Raw genomic sequence first — 15,693 nt, 5'->3', positions numbered from 1 at the left:
GAATCCATGTCACTTTGAGTGCCCACACAGATTGTCTGATAAATTGTTAAAGAGCAGTGCAACGCGGCTTTCGCTCACCGTTGCGAGGTGGCGTATATTACGCTTTCCTCTTTCAGAGTCAACCCCGTTTTTCAGGATTTTTTCTCTTCAACCAACCGGCTGTTTGTGTGAAGTGATTCACATCTGCCGTGTCAGTGGGAGCGCATTATAGGGAGTTATTTGGCGGTGACAAGCGGTAAAATGCATTTTTATTTCAACCGCTCATCTTTTATACACAACGCCTATTTCTGCCGCTTTTTAATCGCATCCGGCAGGTCTGCCAGGCTGTTTAGCACCCAATCGGCAGCACTTTCCGCTTCTGGAGTGACGGGTTTACCGGTGCGTACCAATACTTTCGTGCCAACTTCCGCCGCTAAGGCCGCCTGCATATCTTCAATTTTATCGCCCACCATATATGACGCCGCCATATCAATGTGCAGGTAGTCGCGCGCCGAGATGAGCATTCCCGGATGCGGTTTACGGCAGTCGCAGGTCTGGCGAAACTCTTCAACGGTTCCCTGCGGATGGTGAGGACAATAATAGATGCCATCCAGGTCAACGCCGCGATCGGCCAGCGACCAGTCCATCCACTCCGTCAGCGTTTCAAACTGCTCTTCAGTAAACTTGCCGCGGGCGATACCGGACTGGTTGGTCACCAGCACCAGCGCATAGCCCATCTCCTTTAATTGACGCATCGCGTCAATGACGCCATCGATAAATTCAAAATTGTCGATTTCATGGACGTATCCGTGATCGACATTAATCGTGCCATCACGGTCAAGAAAAATTGCGGGTACTGACATTGCCACCGGTTTGCTCCTGATAAAGGCTAATTCGCCTAGTATCGCATGTTTCCGGACGCAAGAAAGTGCTCATTATACAGAGTCAGATTGATTTAGACGTCTGGATGCCTTAACATCCATTTCATTGACAGGCATCGCCTGGACACGGCAGAAGAAAATGCCACGGCAAACGGCTAAATGATAATAAATAACTGATGATTAAACTTTCGAATATCACCAAAGTGTTCCAGCAGGGGAACCGCAGCATACAGGCGCTGAACGATGTCAGCCTGCATGTTCCTGCCGGACAAATTTATGGCGTCATCGGCGCTTCCGGCGCGGGTAAAAGTACGTTAATCCGCTGCGTAAACCTGCTTGAACGTCCAACGCAGGGCAGCGTCCAGGTCGACGGCCAGGAGCTGACGGCGCTTTCAGAAAAAGAGCTGACTCGCGCTCGCCGCCAGATTGGTATGATTTTCCAGCACTTTAACCTGCTTGCCTCACGTACCGTGTTCGGTAACGTGGCGTTGCCTCTGGAGCTCGACAATACCTCTAAAGATGAAATCAAGCGTCGGGTGACCGAGCTGCTGGATCTCGTCGGTCTGGGAGATAAACACGATAGCTATCCGGCGAATCTCTCCGGCGGGCAAAAGCAGCGCGTGGCCATCGCCCGTGCGCTGGCGAGCAATCCAAAAGTCCTGCTCTGCGACGAAGCCACCAGCGCGCTGGACCCGGCCACTACGCGTTCGATTCTGGAACTGCTGAAGGATATCAACCGTCGCCTGGGCCTGACGATTTTGCTGATTACCCACGAAATGGATGTCGTTAAACGCATCTGTGATTGCGTTGCCGTTATCAGCAACGGCCAGCTTATTGAGCAGGATACGGTGAGCGAGGTGTTCTCTCATCCCAAAACGCCTCTGGCGCAGCAGTTTATCCAGTCAACGCTGCACCTTGATATCCCGGATGATTATCAGGCCCGCCTTAAACCTGAGGCTCTTGCCGATAGCGTGCCTATGCTGCGCATGGAGTTTACCGGTCATTCCGTAGATGCCCCGCTGCTTTCGGAGACTGCCCGTCGTTTTAATGTGAATAACAACATTATTAGCGCGCAGATGGATTACGCGGGCGGCGTCAAGTTCGGCATCATGCTGACCGAGATGCACGGCTCGCAGGAAGATACCCAGGCCGCGATCGCCTGGTTGCAGGAACATCATGTAAAAGTAGAGGTACTGGGATATGTCTGAACCAATGATCTGGCTGCTGGTTCGCGGCGTATGGGAAACGCTGGCCATGACGTTTGTCTCCGGCTTCTTCGGTTTTGTTCTTGGCCTGCCGGTCGGCGTGCTGCTGTACGTCACCCGTCCCGGGCAAATTGTCGCTAATGCGAAGCTCTACCGCACGCTTTCGGCGGTGGTGAACATTTTCCGTTCGATTCCTTTTATTATCCTGCTGGTGTGGATGATCCCATTCACTCGCGTGATTGTTGGCACGTCGATTGGCCTGCAGGCTGCCATTGTCCCGCTGACGGTTGGCGCCGCGCCGTTTATCGCCCGCATGGTGGAAAACGCCCTGCTGGAGATCCCAACCGGCCTTATCGAAGCATCCCGCGCGATGGGCGCAACGCCGATGCAGATCGTGCGTAAGGTTCTTCTGCCGGAAGCGCTTCCGGGTCTGGTGAATGCGGCAACGATTACCCTTATCACGCTGGTTGGCTATTCCGCCATGGGCGGTGCCGTCGGTGCCGGCGGCCTGGGACAGATTGGCTATCAGTACGGTTATATCGGCTACAATGCAACGGTAATGAATACCGTGCTGGTGTTGCTGGTTATTCTGGTTTATTTAATTCAATTCTCTGGCGATCGTATCGTCCGGGCTGTGACTCACAAATAACATCACACACAATACAGAATCTTACAGGAAGGAAATAACATGGCCTTTAATTTCAAAACCTTTGCGGCAGTCGGCGCGTTAATCGGTTCTTTGGCGCTGGTGGGTTGCGGTCAGGACGAAAAGGATCCAAACCACATCAAAGTCGGCGTGATCGTCGGCGCGGAACAGCAGGTTGCTGAGGTTGCGCAGAAAGTAGCAAAAGATAAATACGGCCTCGATGTTGAACTGGTTACCTTCAACGATTACGTGCTGCCTAACGAAGCGCTGAGCAAAGGCGATATTGACGTTAATGCCTTCCAGCATAAACCGTATCTGGACCAGCAGATTAAAGACCGCGGCTACAAGCTGGTTTCCGTCGGCAACTCGTTTGTCTATCCCATTGCCGGTTACTCGAAAAAAATCAAATCGCTGGATGAGCTGCAGCCGGGCTCGCAGGTCGCCATTCCTAACGATCCAACCAACCTTGGCCGCTCTCTGCTGCTGCTGCAGCAGGTTGGTCTGATCAAACTGAAAGAAGGCGTTGGTCTGCTGCCAACCTCACTGGATATTATTGAAAACCCGAAAAACCTGAAAATTGTTGAGCTGGAAGCCCCGCAGCTGCCGCGCTCTCTGGATGATGCGCAGATCGCACTGGCGGTTATTAATACCACCTACGCCAGCCAGATTGGCCTGACCCCGGCAAAAGACGGTATTTTTGTCGAAGGTAAAGAGTCTCCGTACGTGAACCTGATTGTCGCTCGCGAAGACAACAAAGATGCGGAAAATGTTAAGAAATTTGTTCAGGCTTACCAGAGTGACGAAGTTTACGAAGCAGCCAACAAAATCTTTAACGGCGGCGCAGTGAAAGGCTGGTAATCTATTCTCAGCGTAATATCATTCAGGACGGGCTTATGCCCGTCTTGTCATTTATGCAAGCACCTGATTCAATAGCGCCCTGTTTTATTATTTATTGAGGAAATACTATGCGTGCTTTACCGGTCTGTTTGTTAGCACTCATGTTAAGCGGTTGTTCCATGCTAAGCAGATCGCCAGTCGAACCTGTGCAAAGTACGGTCACTCAGCCAGCCAAATCGGAACCGGCCAAACCGAAAGCGACGCGCCCGGCCCCGGTAAGAATCTATACCGATGCAACAGAGTTGGTGGGTAAACCTTTCCGCGAACTGGGTGAAGTCACCGGTGAATCATGTCAGGCCTCTAATCAAGACTCTCCGCCCAATATCCCGACGGCTCGCAAGCGTATGCAGATTAATGCGGCAAGAATGAAAGCCAACGCTGTGCTGCTGCACCGCTGCGAAGTGACCAGCGGAACCCCGGGCTGCTACCGCCAGGCCGTTTGCCTGGGATCAGCGCTTAACGTTACGGCGCAATGAGTGCTTTTCAGTTTGCGCAGATAGGCGTTATTCGCTCGCCCTATAAAGAAAAATTTGCCGTTCCCCGCCAGCCCGGGCTGGTTAAAAACGGCGGCGGCGAATTACACCTTTTGCCTCCCTATAACCAGGCCGATGCCGTACGCGGCCTGGAAAATTTCAGCCATCTGTGGGTCCTGTTTGTGTTTCATCAGACCATGGAAGGCGGCTGGCGTCCTACCGTCCGCCCTCCCCGCCTCGGCGGTAACGCGCGAATGGGCGTATTCGCTACCCGTTCGACCTTTCGTCCTAATCCAATCGGTATGTCTCTGGTCGAGCTAAAAGGTATTCGCTGCCAGAAAGAACACGTCGTGCTTGAGTTAGGCAGCCTGGACCTGGTAGATGGAACGCCGGTCGTGGATATCAAACCTTACCTGCCCTTTGCCGAAGCACTGCCGGATGCCAGCGCAAGCTATGCTCAGGAGGCTCCAGGGGCGGAAGTAGCGGTGAGTTTCACGCCGGATACAGAAGCGCAAATTTTAACGCTGGAGCGACGCTATCCTCGTCTTAAGTCGTTTATTAGCGAAGTTCTGGCGCAGGATCCGCGACCGGCATACCGCAAAGAAGAGGAGCCGGGAAAAACCTACGCCGTCTGGCTGCTGGATTTTAACGTGCGCTGGCGGGTGATTTCGTCCGGTTTTGAAGTCTTTTCTCTCGAAGCACGCTAATTTTATTCTCCTCTCTTTTGGCATCTTTGCCACACTGGTAAACTAAACCACTTTTTTGTGTCAGGCTGGCCTCCAGCCTGTATCGATCGTCCAAATGGAACCGTAACAACATGCGTACTAGCCAATACCTGCTCTCCACTCTGAAGGAGACACCTGCCGACGCCGAGGTTATCAGCCACCAGCTGATGCTGCGCGCCGGGATGATCCGCAAGCTGGCCTCCGGGTTATACACCTGGCTGCCGACCGGCGTGCGCGTCCTGAAAAAAGTCGAAAACATCGTGCGTGAAGAGATGAACAACGCCGGTGCAATCGAGGTGTTAATGCCGGTAGTTCAGCCCTCTGAGCTGTGGCAAGAGAGTGGTCGTTGGGAACAGTACGGCCCGGAACTGCTGCGTATTGCTGACCGTGGCGAACGTCCGTTCGTACTCGGCCCGACTCATGAAGAAGTCATCACCGACCTGATTCGTAATGAGCTGAGCTCTTACAAACAGCTGCCGCTGAACTTCTATCAGATCCAGACCAAATTCCGTGACGAAGTTCGCCCGCGTTTCGGCGTAATGCGTTCCCGTGAATTCCTGATGAAAGATGCTTACTCTTTCCATACCTCTCAGGAATCGCTGCAGGAGACCTACGACGCGATGTACGCCGCGTACAGCAAAATCTTCAGCCGTATGGGGCTGGATTTCCGCGCGGTACAGGCTGACACCGGTTCTATCGGCGGCAGCGCATCTCACGAATTCCAGGTACTGGCGCAGAGCGGTGAAGATGACGTCATTTTCTCTGACTCTTCTGACTACGCGGCCAATATTGAGTTCGCCGAAGCCGTTGCGCCGAAAGAGCCGCGCGCGGCCGCCACGCAGGAAATGACCCTGGTCGATACGCCTGACGCTAAAACCATCGCCGAGCTGGTCGAGCAGTTCAATCTGCCGATTGAAAAAACCGTGAAAACCCTGCTGGTAAAAGCAGTAGAAGACAGTGAGTATCCGCTGATAGCCCTGCTGGTTCGCGGCGATCATGAACTGAACGAAGTCAAAGCGGAAAAACTGCCGCAGGTCGCCAGCCCGCTGACCTTCGCAACCGAAGAAGAGATTCGCGCGCTGGTGAAAGCGGGTCCCGGTTCTCTTGGCCCGGTTAATATGCCTGTTCCGGTGATTATTGACCGTACCGTTGCCGCCATGAGCGATTTCGCCGCGGGCGCGAACATTGACGGTAAACACTACTTCGGCATCAACTGGGATCGCGACGTCGCCACTCCTGAAGTGGCAGATATCCGTAACGTAGTGGCCGGTGACCCGAGCCCGGACGGTAAAGGCACGCTGTTGATTAAACGCGGTATCGAAGTGGGCCACATCTTCCAGCTGGGTACCAAGTACTCTGAAGCGATGAAAGCCTCCGTACAGGGCGAAGATGGCCGTAATCAGATCCTGACTATGGGCTGCTACGGTATCGGGGTGACTCGCGTGGTGGCGGCAGCCATTGAGCAGAACTTTGACGAGCGCGGGATCTTGTGGCCGGAAGCTATCGCCCCGTTCCAGGTTGCGATTCTGCCGATGAACATGCACAAATCCTATCGCGTGCAGGAGCTGGCTGAGAAGCTGTATGCTGAGCTAACCGCGCTGGGCATCGAAGTGCTGATGGATGACCGTAAAGAGCGTCCCGGCGTGATGTTCGCCGATATGGAGCTTATCGGAATTCCGCATACCATCGTGCTGGGCGACCGTAACCTCGACAACGACGATATTGAATATAAATATCGCCGCAGCGGCGAGAAACAGCTGATTAAAACCGGCGATATTGTGAATTACCTGGTACAACAAATTAAAGGTTAACGCCAAAAGAGGCTCTGGTTTCAGAGCCTCTTTTTTACAAGGATTGTAATCATGGCTAAACGACGGGCTAATCATGTCCTGCTTTTTCCCGTATCGTTCTTACTTTCTGCCTGCACGGTAGACGTCAGCCGGTCCGTGCCTTCCGCTTCCACTATTAAGCAACCATCGCAGCAATGGGCGATTAAGCTTCAGCGCCAGAGCTCGGTGGCTAATAACACGCTGACTGAAATTAACGCACAAGATCTGCTCCCCGGCGATCTCCTTTTCTCTTCCAGCATTGGCGTGACGTCCCTGGGGATTCGTGCTCTTAGCACATCCTCCGTTAGCCATGTCGCTATCTATATCGGTGATAACCAGGTTGCAGAGGCAACCGGCGCTGGGGTGCAGGTTGTGCCTCTCCGGCAAGCGATGCAGCACAGCGATAAGCTGTTTGCCCTAAGAGCGCCTGACCTCACGCCGCAACAGGCCGCTGGCATTAAAAATTTCGCCTATAAAAACAGAAACAGCGCCTATAACTATCGCGGCATTATTGAATTTGTGCCCTTTATGGTCACCAAACAGCTATGCACCCTGAATCCCTTCTCAAAAGATTTCCGCCAGCAGTGCGTGAACGGTCTGGCCAAAGCCCAACTGAGCGATGCAGCATCCGGGGACAAAAAAATGTGGTTTTGTTCGGAGTTTGTCAGCGATGCCTTCGCGAAGGCCGGACACCCGCTGACCCTGGCTCAACCGGGCTGGATTAGCCCATCAGACTTGCTTCATATGCGTGAGGGGGATGTGGCAAACTTTAAGCCCGAAACACAATTGCAGTATATCGGGCATCTTAAATTGGGAATTTATATCAAGACAAGCCGCCTCGTAGGACTCAATTAATTAACGAGAATTGCAGTCTTCTTTTTGATAAAACTTGCCGGGTGAATCCACCGCCAGAACTTTAACCGGCGCTCCCGAATCCGGATTCGCTTCCAGCGTAAAGTGCCCCTCAACCACCAGCAGCACCGGTCGAGTATCCGTACCGCGCGCAGCGGCATAATCACGCTCGAGCTGAGCATTATTGGCGACAGCCACTCGCTTGCCGGTCGCGCAATCGGTAAAGGTCGCCGCATCCGCCATATAGAAGTACATTCCGCGCATCGCCATTGGCGTGATGGGCAGACTGGCTTTGACTGATTCAAGCGTATAGTTCAGCGTCGACTCGATGGGGTTACCGTCGCGATCGAGCATTTCCAGCTTATCGCCCTTCGCCCGATAATAAGACTTCTCGCCTTTGCTGTCGGTCAGCACCAGCTTATCAGCCGTGCGCGCCCAGGTACCATATGAAGCAAAAGAGGAAGGTTCGCGGCTAACGCCCTGATATCGTTCATTCATCACCCAGGTGCCGTCTTTCTCAAGAAAGAGCGAGGTTTCAATCCCTTCGCAGTCGGCGCACGGCAGCACGCCGCGCCAGCTCTGCTGCATCGGTTTTAGCTCTTCCATCGGCGCCGGCTGTAACGTTTCCATTTCCGTACGATGGTTACAGCCGAACAGGGCAAAGAGCGAACAGGCCGCCACGACTGAAAATACGATTTTCTTCACTGTAAATTCCTTATCATCCATTCCACCGGTTCGCCATATTCTTACTGGCGAACCTTTCCACGCAGCGCTTTAACTGAGGATTTTTGCGCCTTTGAAGCCAGTCGGCGCTCTTTTGAGGCCCTGGTTGGTCGCGTCTCCCGGCGGCTCTTCTGCACTGCGGTTAATTCTTGTATTAGGGTAACCAGACGCGCAATTGCCGCTTCACGATTCATTTCCTGGCTGCGATATTCCTGAGCCTTAATGATAACCACACCCTCGGCAGAAATTAAGTGGTGGCTGGCGGTAAGCAGACGTTCCTTATAATAGTCAGGCAGGCTCGAGGCTTTAATATCAAAGCGCAAATGAATAGCCGTTGAGGACTTATTCACGTGCTGACCGCCCGCGCCCTGCGCGCGTATGCCGGAAAGTGAAATCTCGTCCTCCGCAATCGCGACGCTGCGGCTAATCGTAATCATGCGGGTGTTTGCCAGGCCGTTAAATGAATTTCCAGATTATTCTTAGCGTCAGATAACCAGATAGCGCCGTCCTGGATGGTCGCCTGCAGCGACATGGTCCGATCGGCAAAAGCGCTGAGCTGCGCCAGCTGAGTATCATCCAAATACCACACCGACAGCTTCGAAAACTGAGCCATTTTGTTCTGGTTTTGCTGCCACCAGATTTCTGCCGCCCGACTATTATAGGCGAACAGCGCCACCTGCTGGGCCCGCGAGCAGGCTTTTTTAATTCGCCGCTCGTCCGGTAGCCCCAGTTCAATCCACAGATCCACGCCCAGATGATCGTTAAGCAGCCAGAGTTCCGCTTCATCGTCGGAAGATAAACCGCGGGTAAACTGCAGACGCTCGTCGGCGTATTTAATCCACGCCAGCAGGCGCAGCATCATGCGCTCCTGGGTTTCTGACGGATGCTGGGCAAGCGTCAAACTGGCATCCAGAAACTGGTTGCGGTCCAGGTCGGCTACGTTCACCGTCGCTTTATAAATCGTCGCTTTCAGCGCCATGACTCTACTCCTGATAAAAATGGCGTACATTGTAGCGAAACTGACGGCAAAAGGCTGTCAGCAATCGACGGATCGCCTCTCATCCTGCTGATATTGCTTAAATGACTATGGTATAGTCACCTTGCTAAACAGAGTTTATCTTCGTAGGCTTAAACTTACATCCCACGGTTAAGTCAGAACGCTGACAGGAGGGCATGTGGAAAAATATTGTGAGTTAATACGCAAGCGGTATGCGGAAATAGCCAGCGGGGACCTTGGGTATATCCCGGATGCGCTAGGTTGCGTGTTGAAAGTATTGAATGAGGTTGCGGCGGATCAGGCCCTTGCTGAGTCAGTCAGGGAAAAGGCCGCATATGCGGCGGCAAACTTACTGGTGAGCGATTATGTCAATGAATGATACTTATCAACCCATCAATTGCGATGATTATGACAACCTCGAACTTGCCTGTCAGCACCATCTGGTCCTGGCGCTGGAGCTCAAAGATGGCGAACAGCTGCAAGCGAAGGCCAACGATCTTATCTCGCGCAAAAATATCGAGTATCTGGTCGTAGAGCTCGCCGGGAACGTCCGCGAACTGCGCCTGGATAAAATCGCCAGCTTCAGCCATCCGCAAATCGGTACGGTAGTCGTTAGCGAGTCCTGAATCAAAACGGGTGGCCTAGCCGCCCGTTTTCCTCCATCTCATCTGTAAGCCTTCACTTTCCTGAACTTTCCCATCGACGGTAATAAACAGACCATCGGCGGCGGCAATAAGCGTTTCGCCATAGAACAGTAGCGGAGTCGTATCGCGCCGCCAGGGCGCAACGCCCAGCTCCTGCCAGATTTTTTTCAGCTTGCGACCACCGTTGCGACCCACGATATGCAGATTACCGCTGGCACGAAAGCGAACAGTAACGGCTTCTCCCTCGCGCGGCCCGCGTAACGGCCCGCCGGACAGTAAACTCAGCTCGCCGAGACCGTCAGGCAACGGCAGCGGGCTGGCAGTATCGCGCCACTCCAGCATTGTCTCACTCTGGCCTGGAATATATCTCACCCAGTACAGACGCTGCTGGTAGCGGCGAACGGTAAACGGGCCAAGGCGCAAACAGGGAAACGCATCCTCGCGCGCCATCGCCACTTCACGCCAGATACGCTCCGGCACCTCGCGCGAAGGCATTGGCGCATTGAGCCCAGCCAGCCAGCGGCGCAGCAGCGCGGCCCGCCGAGGCGCGCTCATAGTCGTCAACGGAGCGATAGTTAACGAACTGTCCTCAGCAACCAGCGTTGCCAGCTCGGCGGCCAGCATTTCATCCAGCAGCTGTTCCTGTTCGCCGCACAGGCTGGCGCTGCGCGCCACGGCCTCGGCAAAGTGCGGCCAGCGAGCATGAAGCAGCGGGAGAATCCGCAGGCGGAGAAAGTTGCGATCGTAAGCGTCATCCTGGTTGCTTTCGTCTTCAATCCAGCTGAGCTGACGGGCCATCGCCCACTGATGGAGGGAGTCACGGCTTTCTTGAAGCAGCGGGCGCAGCAGTTTCGTCCCGGCAAAATCGGACTCGCCGGCCATCGCCGAGAGCCCGGTAGGGCCGCTTCCCCGCTTAAGGGCTAACAGGAAGGTTTCGCACTGGTCGTCAAGATGCTGCGCGGTCACCAGCGCTTCGCCGGGCGCCAGCGCCGAACGAAATGCCTGGTAGCGCGCCTGGCGCGCATGAGCCTCAATTCCCAACCCCTCATCGGCGAGCGCGACCCGCTCTACCAGAAGCGGCACCTGCCACTGCTGGCACATTTGCTGGCAGTGCGCCACCCAGTCGTCGGCGTTGGCGCTGAGCCCGTGGTGAATATGTATCGCCCTCAGGCGAACGGTGGGATCCTGCTCGCGCCAGAGCACCAGGCGATACAAAAGCACGCTCGAATCCAGCCCGCCGCTAAAGGCCACTAAAAAATGGCGGTGCGGCTGAAGCGTGTGCGCAATGTCCGGGATCATCATCATGAGAGTACTAACTGAGGTAAGCGTGTTCGGCACGTTACCCGCCAGAACACGCGCTGACAAGAATTACTGCTGATAAATCTCCAGCGGCAGCCCGTCCGGATCGTTAAAAAAGGTGAAACGCTTACCGGTAAAAGGGTCGATACGAACCCCTTCACAAGGCACACCGTGCGCCTCAAGATGAGCCACAGCGGCATCGACATCATCGACGCTAAACGCCAGATGGCGTAACCCGCAGGCTTCGGGGCGACTCGGACGCGAGGGAGGAAACGGGAATGAAAACAGTTCAATGACATATTCACCATTCAGCGCCAGATCGCCTTTCCAGGAATCACGCTCTGCGCGATAAAACTCCCCCTGCAGGGTGAACCCCAGGATGTCGCAGTAAAACGCTTTACTCTTCGCATAATCCGTCGCAATGATAGCGATATGGTGAACCCGTTTTAAACCCAGCATGGTACCACTCCTCCTGTTGAAGCCAACAACGTTACTCGCTCAGTTCATTATTGCGCAAGCGCTTAGTCATTTTTTAAGACTCGAACCCAGTACACCCCATCTTCATCGCGTTTCGCGCCGTGGATATCGGTTTCGAAGCCCGGATAGTGGCGACCAATAGAGCACAGCATGAGCAGGAAATTGAGCACCGCGCGGCTCTCTTCGGCGATCATCTCACCGGGCATCAGCAGCGGCACGCCGGGCGGGTACGGTAGGATCATATTCGCTGAAATACGCCCGACCAGATTTTCCAGTTCGATAGTTTCCACTTCACCTTTGATCTGCCGCTGCCAGGCCTGATGCGGCGTCATTTTCATCTCCGGCAGGACGTCAAAGGCGCTAAGCATCAGCTGCGAGAGCTGGTGCTGGCGAATCAGACGATGAATACCCTGCGCCAGATCCTGAATGCGCATATTGCGGTAAAAATCCGGATCTTCAGCGTACAGATCCGGCAGCATATTTTTCACTCGCAAATTGAGATCGTAAGAGCGTTTGAACTCAGTCAATCCACGCAACAGTCCCATCGCTCGGGTTTTATCTATACCAATACTAAAAAGGAACAGCAGGTTGTACGGGCCCGTTTTCTCGACGACCACGCCGCGCTCATCAAGGAATTTCGCCACCAGCGCCGCCGGTATACCTTCATTATCCATATTACCCTGCTCATCCATGCCGGGCGTCAGAATCGTCACTTTCACCGGATCGAGGTACATATGGTCGCTATCGGCATCCTGAAAACCGTGCCACTGTTCACCGGGCGAAACCGGCCAGCACTGCGCTTCACCAATCTCTTCCGGCTGCCAGATATCAAAGAACCAACCGTCAGACTCCTCGCGTAATCGCTGCACCTCTTTGCGAAAATCCAGCGCCCGCTCAATCGAACGCTGGATCAGTCGCCTGCCGGAATTACCCCGCAGCATGGCCGCCGCCGTTTCAATAGAGGCAACGATCGGGTAGCTCGGTGAGGTCGAGGTATGCATCATGAAGGCTTCATTGAAGGTATCTTCATCGTAGCTGCCTTTAATATGAATCAGCGAAGCCTGCGATAGCGCCGCCAGCATTTTGTGCGTCGACTGCGTTTCAAAGATCACTTTGCCCGGGATGCGATCGCCGCTCATCCCGCTTTTCCCCTGATAGATCGGATGGAAATGAGTGTAGGGTACCCAGGCGGAGTCAAAGTGGATTGACGGCACGTCGAGGGTCTCTTTGATCCAGGTCGTGTTATACAGCAGCCCGTCATAGGTGGAGTTAGTGATCACCGCATGAACCGGCCACCCGGCGCCGCCGGTGGCGTTGACTTTTTGTTGAATACTATCGCGGGTAAATTCACGCTTGGGTATGCCGCCGAGGATCCCTAGCGCGTTGCGCGTCGGTTTCAGCCATAGCGGCACCACATCGCTCATCATCAGTAAATGGGCCAACGATTTATGGCAGTTGCGATCGATAAGCAGGGTGCTGCCCGCCGGGGCAGAATACATACCAACAATTTTATTCGACGTCGAGGTTCCGTTGGTAACCATATAGCTCTGCTCGGCGCCGAAGGCGCGGGCAATATACTCCTCGGCCTCCAGATGCGGGCCGCTATGATCGAGCAGCGACCCCAGCTCCGTCACGGAAATAGAGACGTCTGCCTTTAAGGTATTACCGCCAAAGAAATCATAAAACAGACAACCCACCGGGCTTTTTTGATAGGCCGATCCGCCCATATGTCCAGGCGTACAGAAGGTATATTTTCCCTCCTGTACGTAGTTAAACAGCGCCCGGGTAAACGGCGGGGTGATGTTGTCGAGGTATTCGCGGGTGTATTGACCGATGCGGGTAGCGATCTCTTCCGAAAGCCCCAGCGCATATTCAAAGAACCATAGCGTCATACGCAGGTCCTGACTGCTGACGTCCATCGTCGAATGGGCGTTGATAAAGGCGTACAGCGGCAGATACTCATTTAAACGATTGATATCGCTGCACAGATCCACGCTGTACTCATCCCAATCGAAAATGACTCCGCAGATCCGCGGATTATGCTCAATAAACTGCAAAAGGTCGGCGCTATTTTGCGGCCAGATGGTCTGGAAACCTTGCCGTTGCAGGGCAGCTTCCAGTTCTTTCATCGGTTCGTCTTTATAATAGACGCCGTGGGGACCCATGATCGCAATAATATTCACGCTTTCCTCCAGGAATTGACCTAAGGAAAGCATAATAGCACCCCGCCAGCGCTTAGCGCTGGCGGATTTATCTCTATTACAACGCCTTCCACGCATCGCCCCAGGCAATGCCGGCGCCAGGCTCATAGTAAGTCGGCGCCACGTTGCACCATGCTCCTTCCGGAAGCGGTTTACACTGATACAGCGCGCCGTGGTTATTGACGATATCGCCCTCTTTCCATGTCTGGGTACTGCTCCAGGAAGGATAGCTAATGGTATCGCTATCTTTGCCACCCGTCGTTTCGTCCGCAGCAGCGGCTTTGGCTTTGACGTTCAAAGTGTAAGTTGCCGTACTGGACAACGAACCGTCGCTTACCGTCAGGCTAACCACATACTGGGCATCGCGATCTTTTTCCGGTGCGGTGAAGGTAATTACGGCTTTATCCTGTCCGCTAAGGGTCTGGCCGTCCTGAGACATCCAGGTGTAGCTTAGCTTGTCGCCGTTCGCATCGGTAGAACCTTCCGCGCTCAGAGAAACCCTGGCACCAGCTTCAATTGCGCCAATCGGACCGGCGATGCGAGCCACCGGCGCCACGTTCGTCTCCTGCGCAGGTGTGGTATCGTCGGGCTTGACCGGCGTAATATCCTCGGACTGGCCGCTGTCATCAACGATATTGACGTTGAAGTGGCTCTGCACACACTTCGCATAGTCGCCCTCTTTAAAAGCGGTATACGGCGTCTGATAGCCCACCAACTGACAGGCGTTAGTCTTGCCGTCAGCGGTGTCCGGACTCCATCCCCAATCCTCTTCCCAGTAAATCGGCAATGCGCCCGCGCCACCTTCATCGAACTGCTTCATATTCTTACAGCCGAGAACTTCGTCGTCGGCAATCGGCACTTTGAGGTAGTTTGCGAACTCTTTGTAGTAAGCAATACGGTTAAGAGACTGCGCGTTCTCTTCCGCCCCGCCGCACTCAACGCCGCCGTTGATAATCTGAATGGTTACCCCAAAGCCTTCGACCAGGCCATTTGCTTTATCATGATCGTTTGGAACCCAGGTTCCGTCGATGACGTGCAGCATAGAGGGCTTCGGCGGCTGCGGATAAACGAAGAAGAAGACGGCGCTCGCCAGGTTCATCCAGGTATCCGCCACCAGCTCCGGTTTATCCAGCAGCGGACGAACGTCGCCATCGTACATTGCATCGGAGAACGGACCATAGTTGTAGTTATAGGACAGCTGTTTCGCTCCGCGGCCGAAGTAGCTCAGGTAGTCGCCGTCTTTATCTTTACCGCATGGCCAGGTCTGCCCCTGCCAGATAGAGGGATCGCATTCGCCGTTATAGCCGCCCTTCTGACCTTCAACCCAGCCAACCTCACGCAGATAAACCAGCGCCTGACGCCATTCGGGAATATCACGCCAGCTTTCATGGCCGCCGGTCTCCTGAGCAAAGTGGGCAAACATGGTTGCCAGCGATTTACGGCAGATGGCATCGCTGTCGCGTCCGTCGGTATAGGTTCCGCACACGGCAGGGAATTTACCAATAGCTTTCAGAAAATTAGAGTAGGTATATTCTGCGGCGCGCATCGGGAACAGATATTCCCAATCCTGTTCTGAAAGGATGCTTTCAACACGCTTAACGTTCGCCGGGTTGCTCGCCAGGCCCGGTGCGATTTTCTCCACTTCGCTGTTAGGCAGGGTTTGAATTGATGATTTAACCGACTCCATCAGAGGAAAGTCGGTTAAGGCTTTTTCTTTAGCGGCCAGGTCGCTCGCCTTCATGGTTGTCGCTTCCGTTGCGCCCAGCAGCGGTGCAGCCTGTGCGGCCCCCAGGCTTAACATGATCCCTGCGGCCACGGCGCTTATCGCGACGGTTTTGTGCAATGCCATAGAACTTCTCCTTTAT

General features: G+C 54.2%; 17 protein-coding genes. 9 read left to right on the top strand and 8 right to left on the bottom strand.

The genetic code is table 11. The features are described from left to right. Positions 1 to 281: 281 nt before the first annotated feature. Positions 282 to 848, bottom strand: a complete 567-nt coding sequence (gmhB, locus tag ACSIPU_RS21380; RefSeq protein WP_004107881.1) for a D-glycero-beta-D-manno-heptose 1,7-bisphosphate 7-phosphatase — start codon at positions 846 to 848, stop codon at positions 282 to 284. A gap of 188 nt (positions 849 to 1,036) precedes the next feature. On the opposite strand from gmhB, the gene metN reads away from it, so the two are divergent. The 7 genes from metN (at position 1,037) to ACSIPU_RS21345 (ending at position 7,490) form a co-directional block, all read left to right on the top strand. Beyond that, a complete protein-coding gene (gene metN / locus ACSIPU_RS21375; RefSeq protein ID WP_004107883.1) occupies positions 1,037 to 2,068 on the top strand; it encodes a methionine ABC transporter ATP-binding protein MetN in 1,032 nt (343 codons plus the stop codon). Continuing rightward, positions 2,061 to 2,714 (top strand): methionine ABC transporter permease MetI, encoded by a 654-nt coding sequence (locus tag ACSIPU_RS21370; protein ID WP_004098792.1) that lies wholly within the window; start codon positions 2,061 to 2,063, stop codon positions 2,712 to 2,714. The genes metN and ACSIPU_RS21370 overlap by 8 nt, the downstream gene beginning before the upstream one ends. A gap of 39 nt (positions 2,715 to 2,753) precedes the next feature. After that, complete coding sequence (gene metQ / locus ACSIPU_RS21365) at positions 2,754 to 3,569, top strand: methionine ABC transporter substrate-binding lipoprotein MetQ (protein WP_004107886.1); 816 nt, start codon at positions 2,754 to 2,756, stop codon at positions 3,567 to 3,569. 107 nt (positions 3,570 to 3,676) lie between these two features. Continuing rightward, positions 3,677 to 4,084 carry an Rcs stress response system protein RcsF gene (gene rcsF, locus ACSIPU_RS21360; RefSeq protein WP_004107888.1) on the top strand — a complete coding sequence of 136 codons (408 nt, stop codon included), beginning with the start codon at positions 3,677 to 3,679 and terminating at the stop codon, positions 4,082 to 4,084. Continuing rightward, entirely contained in the window at positions 4,081 to 4,788 is a 708-nt protein-coding gene (tsaA, locus tag ACSIPU_RS21355; protein WP_004107890.1) for a tRNA (N6-threonylcarbamoyladenosine(37)-N6)-methyltransferase TrmO, read from the top strand. The genes rcsF and tsaA overlap by 4 nt, the downstream gene beginning before the upstream one ends. Positions 4,789 to 4,898: 110 nt before the next feature. Further along, entirely contained in the window at positions 4,899 to 6,617 is a 1,719-nt protein-coding gene (gene proS, locus ACSIPU_RS21350) for a proline--tRNA ligase (protein WP_004107892.1), read from the top strand. A 51-nt stretch (positions 6,618 to 6,668) separates the two neighbouring features. Next, positions 6,669 to 7,490, top strand: a complete 822-nt coding sequence (locus tag ACSIPU_RS21345) for a YaeF family permuted papain-like enzyme (protein ID WP_004107894.1) — start codon at positions 6,669 to 6,671, stop codon at positions 7,488 to 7,490. Here the strand turns inward: ACSIPU_RS21345 and nlpE are convergent, their stop codons facing one another. Genes nlpE through ACSIPU_RS21330 form a run of 3 tightly spaced genes read right to left on the bottom strand, consistent with a single transcriptional unit; the run spans position 7,491 to position 9,189 of the window. Next, entirely contained in the window at positions 7,491 to 8,213 is a 723-nt protein-coding gene (gene nlpE / locus ACSIPU_RS21340; RefSeq protein WP_016807408.1) for an envelope stress response activation lipoprotein NlpE, read from the bottom strand. It abuts the gene before it with no gap. 20 nt (positions 8,214 to 8,233) lie between these two features. Further along, entirely contained in the window at positions 8,234 to 8,647 is a 414-nt protein-coding gene (gene arfB / locus ACSIPU_RS21335) for an alternative ribosome rescue aminoacyl-tRNA hydrolase ArfB (protein ID WP_017144943.1), read from the bottom strand. Then, entirely contained in the window at positions 8,644 to 9,189 is a 546-nt protein-coding gene (locus ACSIPU_RS21330) for a YaeQ family protein (RefSeq protein WP_004107900.1), read from the bottom strand. The genes arfB and ACSIPU_RS21330 overlap by 4 nt, the downstream gene beginning before the upstream one ends. 196 nt (positions 9,190 to 9,385) lie before the next feature. On the opposite strand from ACSIPU_RS21330, the gene ACSIPU_RS21325 reads away from it, so the two are divergent. Both ACSIPU_RS21325 and rof read left to right on the top strand, forming a co-directional pair. After that, positions 9,386 to 9,586: a YaeP family protein gene (locus ACSIPU_RS21325; RefSeq protein ID WP_004107902.1), complete on the top strand. Its 201-nt coding sequence runs from the start codon at positions 9,386 to 9,388 to the stop codon at positions 9,584 to 9,586. After that, positions 9,573 to 9,833, top strand: coding sequence for a Rho-binding antiterminator (rof, locus tag ACSIPU_RS21320; protein ID WP_004107903.1), 261 nt, complete (start codon positions 9,573 to 9,575; stop codon positions 9,831 to 9,833). The genes ACSIPU_RS21325 and rof overlap by 14 nt, the downstream gene beginning before the upstream one ends. Positions 9,834 to 9,848: 15 nt before the next feature. Here the strand turns inward: rof and tilS are convergent, their stop codons facing one another. From tilS to ACSIPU_RS21300, 4 genes are all read right to left on the bottom strand, one after another. Beyond that, positions 9,849 to 11,156, bottom strand: coding sequence for a tRNA lysidine(34) synthetase TilS (gene tilS / locus ACSIPU_RS21315; RefSeq protein WP_196551048.1), 1,308 nt, complete (start codon positions 11,154 to 11,156; stop codon positions 9,849 to 9,851). Between the two features lie 63 nt (positions 11,157 to 11,219). Next, positions 11,220 to 11,609 carry a VOC family protein gene (locus tag ACSIPU_RS21310; protein WP_004107908.1) on the bottom strand — a complete coding sequence of 130 codons (390 nt, stop codon included), beginning with the start codon at positions 11,607 to 11,609 and terminating at the stop codon, positions 11,220 to 11,222. Positions 11,610 to 11,671: 62 nt separating this feature from the next. Continuing rightward, the gene (locus ACSIPU_RS21305; protein WP_026055832.1) at positions 11,672 to 13,810 is read right to left on the bottom strand and encodes a lysine decarboxylase LdcC; all 2,139 of its coding nucleotides are present in this window, start codon (positions 13,808 to 13,810) and stop codon (positions 11,672 to 11,674) included. Positions 13,811 to 13,886: 76 nt separating this feature from the next. Continuing rightward, on the bottom strand, positions 13,887 to 15,677 hold the full coding sequence (locus ACSIPU_RS21300) for a chitinase (protein WP_196551040.1): 1,791 nt from the start codon (positions 15,675 to 15,677) through the stop codon (positions 13,887 to 13,889). Positions 15,678 to 15,693 lie beyond the last annotated feature (16 nt).

The organism is Klebsiella sp. HN106 (assembly GCF_051209435.1).
GTDB classification, from domain to species: Bacteria; Pseudomonadota; Gammaproteobacteria; order Enterobacterales; family Enterobacteriaceae; genus Klebsiella; species Klebsiella oxytoca.
This window is presented reverse-complemented; position numbering and strand designations above follow the sequence as displayed.